Consider the following 7,389-nt stretch of genomic DNA (forward strand, 5'->3'; position numbering starts at 1 on the left):
ATTCCCGCATTCCTATTTTTATAATGAAGGATTAAAATCTTCCTATTTACTAGCAAAGAGTGGAGGAAACATATGGCGGTATACCGTAATGTGCAGTTGAACTTTTGGCAAGATGAATTTATATTAGATTTAACGCCAGAGGAGCGTTATTTTTACATATATTTGTTAACTGGTACGAAAACGAAGCAATGTGGTATTTACATATTACCGAAGCATGTGGCAGAGCTTGAAACAGGTTATAGTATGGAGACTGTTGAGAAGCTGCTAAACAGGTTTGTTGAGTATGGAAAGATTCTATATGATACGGAAACGAAAGAGGTATTCATAATAAACTGGTTACACTATAACCCTATTTCAAATACGAATGTGGAGAAGTGCATATTACGTGAGTTAAAGACTATAAAAAGTAATGAGTTCATACATATATTTTTACGTAAATGTCTTGAAAAAGAATACAAGATTCCGTTATTATTGCAACATTTTGGTATGCCAAAAGAAGAGGATAATAGTAGTTCACAAGTAGTTATTGAAGAGAAAGAAGAAGTGGAAGAGATAGAGGTGGAAACCATAGAAGAGGACGTTCCAAATAGTGAAGTTTATAAGTTTTATGAACAAAATATTAGTAGTTTATCCCCATATATTGTGAAGGAATTGAAGAATTGGATACAAAGACTTTCTGGAGAGAAAGTGTTAGAGGCACTTAAAATTGCGTTTGAAAATAATAAGAAAACGTTAGCTTATGTGAAGGGGATTTTGAGGAATTGGTGTAGCAAAAAGTTAAAGGATTTTAGTGGGGAGAAGTGTGTAATGGGAAGTTTAGAGAGAAGGAAATGTATGTTGAGTAGTGTATTTTAATTTACATTAATTTAATATAGAATATACGTTCGTTTTTGTGGGTTTTATGCTATACTACCATTAAATAAGTGTATTTTTATAATAGATAAAAAGATGCGGGGGATACAAAGTTTGACTACTAGTACATCTGAGTTGTTTCAATATATTAATATGACAGAAGAACAGGAACAATTATCACTACGATATTTACAGACAAAAGAAGAAGAGATTTTAAAAGATATTGAACTAACGACGATTCGTGATCAAAAAAGAAGCGATTTTGCGGAGCGATTTATAAACGATTTTAGGAAAGTACATAAGCAAGATCCGGGTTTCTTTCGGTTATTTTATCATATACTCGAGGAGCAATTATTAAATGTTCTTGTAGTCCGTTTTGCGCATGTCAGTTTTTCTAAAATGAAGGTTTATTTAGAAAAAAGTGCACTACCTTTGGACAAACTTGTAGCAATTGCATGTAGGTATTTATCTAGTATTTCAAGTTACGTCAATGAAGCAGATGTTTTTCTTAGAGAGTTAACAAAAGAGAAACCGAACTATATAGAGGAACAATTACATAATTTACCGACTAAACAGCAATTAACATTACTTCTCGTAATGTTTGATGTAGAGTATGAAAAGTTTCGTACATATAGTTCTTTATTGAATGAGAGGTTAGAAGAACATACAGAATTTATATTGAAACTGCTAGGGGAAAAGGAAAAGGTTGAAGCAGTTAAACGGTATTTAAAAGGTGAAGATGATAGTGAAGTATTTATAGGTGGGAATTTACCGGAACATATTTGGCGGCTATTATTTTGTGTTCATAAACATTCGAATGTTGCGAGGCGATATATTGAAATATTGGCGAAGAAAAATGTTTGGGGTTTTATAAACTATGCAACACGTTATATGTGTCACACTCTTGGTCAGTCTCAAAACCACAAAAAAACTGGTAGTGTAAATAGAGAAACGTATGAAGAAATTCAAAGTTTTTGTACACAGTTTTGGATTTCTAAGGAAAGATTTTTTGCGCATCGTCTAAGGCAACATGATTTGAATAGTGAGGATTTTTGTAAGACGTATGAATATGAATTGCTATGCTTTATGTTGGAGGAAAATCCTGAATTTATTCAACAAACTATGCAATATGTAAGTAAAATGAATTATCTCATCATCGCACGAACGCTAGCCGAAAAAGGATATGAGCTAAATAGAGGGAAAATGCGAGAAGAATTTTTTGTTGCTGCTTTGCAAATTAATTTGTCTACATTGCGGGATACATATTGTGATTATTTACTAGGGAAGTTGTCACTTGAGGATATGAAGCAAATACTTAAAAATCCGAAATATAGAAATATGTATTGGGGTATGCCGGTGTTAGAGGTTGCGCTTCTTTGGGATATAGATGATGTAGCGAAAAGGGAAGCTGTACTTACACTACAGTTTGGAGATAATGATAGTGTTAATTTATACGAACTTCTTTACGAATGTTCTGTCAGAGGAGTAGAGCCGAAACAAGTATTAGAAGATCTGCTTTCGTATGGGTTAAGTAAGGAAAAACTTATCGCTTATGCAGTTGAAGAAGCTGCATGCTACAGTGAAGAGAGAAATAAGGCGAAGGAAGCGCTTGTTTATGTAATTGTAAAAGAACAAGCATATATAATTGAACGGTTTGATGAGTATTCTGCTATGGCAAAAGCATATATTTTAGAAGAGTTAGCAAAGGATAACATGGTTAAAATGCGTCCGATTTTAATTAAAAGCTTAGGAGATTCATCTAAAAAAATGCGTGAGTCTGTAGTTAAACTGCTTTCAAAAGATGTAGAGGCTGCAGCAGATGTAGCAGTTGAACTTCATAATAAAAAGAAGATTGTTCGTGAAAATGTGATGAAAATACTAATAGAGTATAAGCTTGAAAAATATACGAAACTTGTACAGGAAGCTTTGCAAGAAAGTAAAAATGAATCTTTCGCAGGAAAATTCTCGTTTTTATTTCAAGCGGAGGAAGAAAAGATCGAAGAACTATGTGCACGTATTTTAACGGAACAAACAAGAAATTCACTTCTGCAATTGATTGGGGATGAGCCACAAATCAGTTTACGTGACTCTAATGAAATTGCTGATGCTGCAATTCCGTTAGCCTATTTACAACAGTATATTTCAGATGCTGTTATTGAGAAGAAAGAAACGGCAGAAGTAATTGGTAGAGCTTTAAATGAAGAGGACTTAAAAGAATATGTGCAAACAATATATCAAATATGGATTTCTCAAGACGCAGATGTGAAGAAGCGTGGAATTCTTTCGTTATACGGAATGTATAGTGACGACAAAATGGTCGACATACTTATAAAGCAAATTGATGAATGGGTGCTTCAAATGAGAGGAAAGATAGCAGCGGATGCCGTTCGTGCTTTAGGTTTGTCTTCATCTAAGCTTGCACTTATGTCTATTCATGCAATAGCATTTAAATATAAACATAAGCAAGTACGTAATGCAGCAAAAGAAGCGCTAAGTCTTGCTGCGAAAACACGTGGTATAACAGAGGAAGAGCTGGAAGATCAATTGGTGCCAGACCTTGGCTTTACTATACATGGTGAAAAGATAATTGATTTCGGGAATCGAAGTTTTACTGTCATTTTAACTACAGAGTCAAAAATTGAATTAGAGACAGAGGAAGGAAAACGTATGAAGTCACTTCCAAAGCCGAATGCAAAAGATGATGTAGAAAAGGCTGAAGAGGCTAAAAAAGAATTAGCCTCTTTAAAGAAGGAACTCCGAACTACTCTTTCAATGCAAAAACAACGATTAGAAGCGGCACTTTCGTTAAAGCGTTATTGGTCACATAATGCATGGAAGTCTGTATTTATGGATAATCCAATTATGAAGCAATTTTCTATTTCACTCATTTGGGGTGAGTATAAGGAAGGGAAGTTGCTGAACACATTCCGTTATGCAGAAGGTGGCGTGTTCTGTACAATTGACGGGAAGAGTTATGAACTTTCATTTGGCACTGTTATTGGTTTCGTTCATCCGTTAGAATTGTCTGGGGCGGAGAAGGAATTATGGAAAGAGCAATTAGAAAGTGCGGGAATTGTTCAGCCGTTCCTACAAATTGAGCGTCCAGTGTTTGTAGTAGAAGAGAATGATGAGAGTGCTATTGAGAGATTTGGTGGTATTTTACTAAATGGTCGTTCGTTATTCGGTAAGATGACGAAGCTTGGATGGATCCGTGGATCTGTTCAAGATGGCGGTGTGTATTATACATTTTACAAAGAAGATACTTGTAACGGATTAGGAGCGCAATTGTCATTTAGCGGAGCGCCGATTGGTTATGAAGATGAAGAAGATGTATGTGTATTTGACATTCAATTTTATAAAGCAGGTACGGTAAATCGTGGTTCATATGAATACGATGAAATTGATGATGAAAGACGCATTGTACCAAAAGAAGTAGATAAACGCTTCTTTAGTGAAATGTTATATGATGTGCAAGTAGCGACAGGTGCAAATCTTGGGCATAATGAAAGTTGGCGTAGCAAACGATAAGAAAGACCCCCTTCATTGGTAGGAAAATGAAGGGGGTTTTTTAATGTTTTTAAAAGGTTCATTCTCAAAAAGAAGCGAATAGTGTGAGAAAGGGGTGGTTATATGGAGGTAGTTATAAAGAAGAAACGAAAAAGGGGAAGAAGAATTTTTATTTGGGCTAGTAGTATCGTTCTCTTGTTAGTTATTTCCGCTGCGATTTTTTTGAATATATATACGCTGAAATCTATGCCAAAGATAGATGGAACGATAAAGCTAGAGGATTTACAACACGCTGTTACGGTGAAGCGGGATAGTAAAGGTGTCCCGCATATTAAATCGGAAAATGCACATGATTTATATTTTTCACAAGGATATGTACAAGCGCAAGATCGTTTGTTTCAAATGGATTTAAGTAGAAGACAAGCGTCTGGTATGTTAAGTGAAGTTGTTGGGGAAGCAGCTGTTGACCGAGATAAATTGTTTCGAACACTCGGTTTACGGCGAGCTGCAGAAGCTTCAGTTAGTCAATATGATGGAGAAGCAAAATATGCCCTGCAGTCATTTGCTGATGGGGTGAACGCTTTTATACGTGAGGCGAAAAAGGAAAAGAAATTACCAGTTGAGTTTACTATATTAGGTTATGAACCTGCTGAGTGGTCAATTGTTGATACTTTAACGATCGGGAAGTATATGGCGTTTGACTTAGGAGGACATTGGCATGGACAGGCGTTTCGATATTGGGCGCTGAAAAACCTTCCGAAAGAGCAAGCAAATGAGCTATTTCCTAAATATCCGAAAGATGCTCCTAGATTGCTAGCTGAACTGAAAAATACAAATGTGGACGTAGCGCAAAGTTTTTCAAAAACGATAATTCCGCCGGAGTTTAACGGTAGTAATAACTGGGTTGTGAGCGGTGAGAAGAGTGCGTCAGGTAAGCCGATTTTAGCAGATGATCCTCATTTATCTCTTGCGACGCCTTCTATTTGGTATCAAACGAGACTTGAAATGAAAGGTTTAAATGTGAGTGGCGTTATTTTCGCTGGAGTACCAGGTGTTATATTAGGACACAATGACAAAATAGCATGGGGTGTTACGAATACAGGGCCTGATGTGCAAGATTTATATATTGAGAAGAGAAATCCTAATAATGAAAATGAATTTCTGTATAACGATAAATGGGAAAAAGCTACCGTTGTAGACGAGTCGATTAAAGTAAAAGGCGGGAAGACAATTCCTTATAACGTTACGATTACGAGGCATGGGCCAGTAATTTCAGAGTTTGCGGATAAGGGGAAGGAGAAAACGAAAACAGTATTCTCTTTAAAGTGGACAGCTTTAGAACCGTCAGCTGAGTTAAAAGCTGTATTAAATATGAACAAAGCAAAAGACTGGAATGAGTTTGAAACCGCTCTTCAAGATTTTCATACTCCAACCCAAAACTTTGTGTTTGCATCAAACGACGGCAGAATTGCTTATAAAGCGAATGGAAATATACCAGTGCGTAAAAAAGGTGATGGTAGCTTACCTGTTCCAGGGTGGACAGATGAATATGAATGGGAAGGGTATATTCCGTATGATCAGCTGCCAAAAGTAATCAATCCAAAACAAGGGTTTATTTCAACTGCGAATAATAAAATTGTTGATGATAATTATCCGTATCATATTAGTAATACGTGGGCGCAGCCATATAGGCAAATGCGTATTCAAGAGTTTTTACAAGAGAAGGAAAAATATACAGTGAAAGATTTAGAAGAGTTACAGATGGATCAAAAGAATTTATACGGGAAAGAGTTTACTCCTATATTTTTAAAGGAGCTAAATAAAGCATCTTTAAATGAGGTAGAGAAAGAAGGCGTAAAACAATTAACAAAGTGGAATTTTTATGATAGTAAAGATGAAGCGGCACCGTTAATATTCCATTCATTAATGAAAGAGATTTCAAATACGTTATTTTCAAAAGAAATACCGAAAGATGTAATGGAGTTATTTGAAGGGAAGTCACAAGTTGTTGATGAATTGATTCGAAAAGAAGTAGCGGGAGAAAATAGCGCTTGGTTTACGAAGTACGGAGGTTTCACAAAAGTTGTGCATACATCGTACGAGAATGTAATGAAGAAATTGCAGAAGGAATATGGACCGGATGTTGGAGAGTGGAAGTGGGGCGATTACCATCAACTCGCTTTTACACATCCAATTTCGAAATCATCTAGTATGTTAGCATTACTAGCTTTTAATCGTGAGAAACCAGTTCCGATTGGTGGGAGCCAAGTTACCGTTCAAGCAGCGAGTTACGGCGAGAACGGCATTGTAAATCACGGAGCGTCTTGGCGATTTGTTATTGATACGAAAGATATGTCAAACGGTTATCATATCGTAGGGCCAGGACAGTCGGGACATTTTAGAAGTGATTGGTATCATGATCAAATAGATGATTGGGTAAATGGCACGTATCATACGACTACATTGAATACGGAGGGGATAGAGGGTAAGGTATTAAATTTAGAGCCGAAGTGATAGGGTGTTTTTGTTTGTGGAGGGACTAGTAATAATCTTTTTGATAATGAAAGCTTATCATTTAGAACTTAACCCAGTTCTTAAATAATTTTAACAGCCAGCCTACTATCATTTAATTTGATAGTAGGCTGTTTCCATCTTCGAAATCGTTGTCTACATAGAATGTTTTTGAATAGGGGAAGCTGCAGGGGGGATTTGTAACATATAAATAACACCTCCCAGTCTTTTTCAACTATATAGCGTCGTTACAAGTAAAGGTTATAATCTTGGATAAATTTATTTTCTTATTTTATCTTTAGGGACAGACCTACCAAAAAGGAAGTAATAATAAATCTTGTTGGCTTTGCAGCATTATGCTTCTTTTTGGGGATAGGAAAATACATCATGAATTTGTGAAACACTAACAATAATTCTTATTAAATATGATTATAAAAAATTGTTAGAACCTGTTTAGAATCTATGGTATAATCTGTACAAAAAAGGATATTTTCTATGATACATAATTATACAAGTAAC

Annotated in this window: 3 protein-coding genes; all 3 read left to right on the forward strand. The window is 35.7% G+C overall.

Going from position 1 to position 7,389, the window contains the following annotated elements:
- The first annotated feature begins 72 nt into the window (after window positions 1-72).
- The 3 genes from ACQRBL_RS16085 to ACQRBL_RS16095 all read left to right on the forward strand — a co-directional run bounded on the left by ACQRBL_RS16085 (window position 73) and on the right by ACQRBL_RS16095 (window position 6,873).
- The gene (locus ACQRBL_RS16085; RefSeq protein WP_023522488.1) at window positions 73-855 is read left to right on the forward strand and encodes a DnaD domain-containing protein; all 783 of its coding nucleotides are present in this window, start codon (window positions 73-75) and stop codon (window positions 853-855) included.
- A 111-nt stretch (window positions 856-966) separates the two neighbouring features.
- Window positions 967-4,380 carry a DUF4132 domain-containing protein gene (locus ACQRBL_RS16090; protein ID WP_411995920.1) on the forward strand — a complete coding sequence of 1,138 codons (3,414 nt, stop codon included), beginning with the start codon at window positions 967-969 and terminating at the stop codon, window positions 4,378-4,380.
- A gap of 102 nt (window positions 4,381-4,482) precedes the next feature.
- Entirely contained in the window at window positions 4,483-6,873 is a 2,391-nt protein-coding gene (locus ACQRBL_RS16095) for a penicillin acylase family protein (RefSeq protein WP_411995921.1), read from the forward strand.
- Window positions 6,874-7,389: the final 516 nt, after the last annotated feature.

Source organism: Bacillus sp. AF62 (genome assembly GCF_050312695.1).
GTDB lineage: Bacteria > Bacillota > Bacilli > Bacillales > Bacillaceae_G > Bacillus_A > Bacillus_A cereus.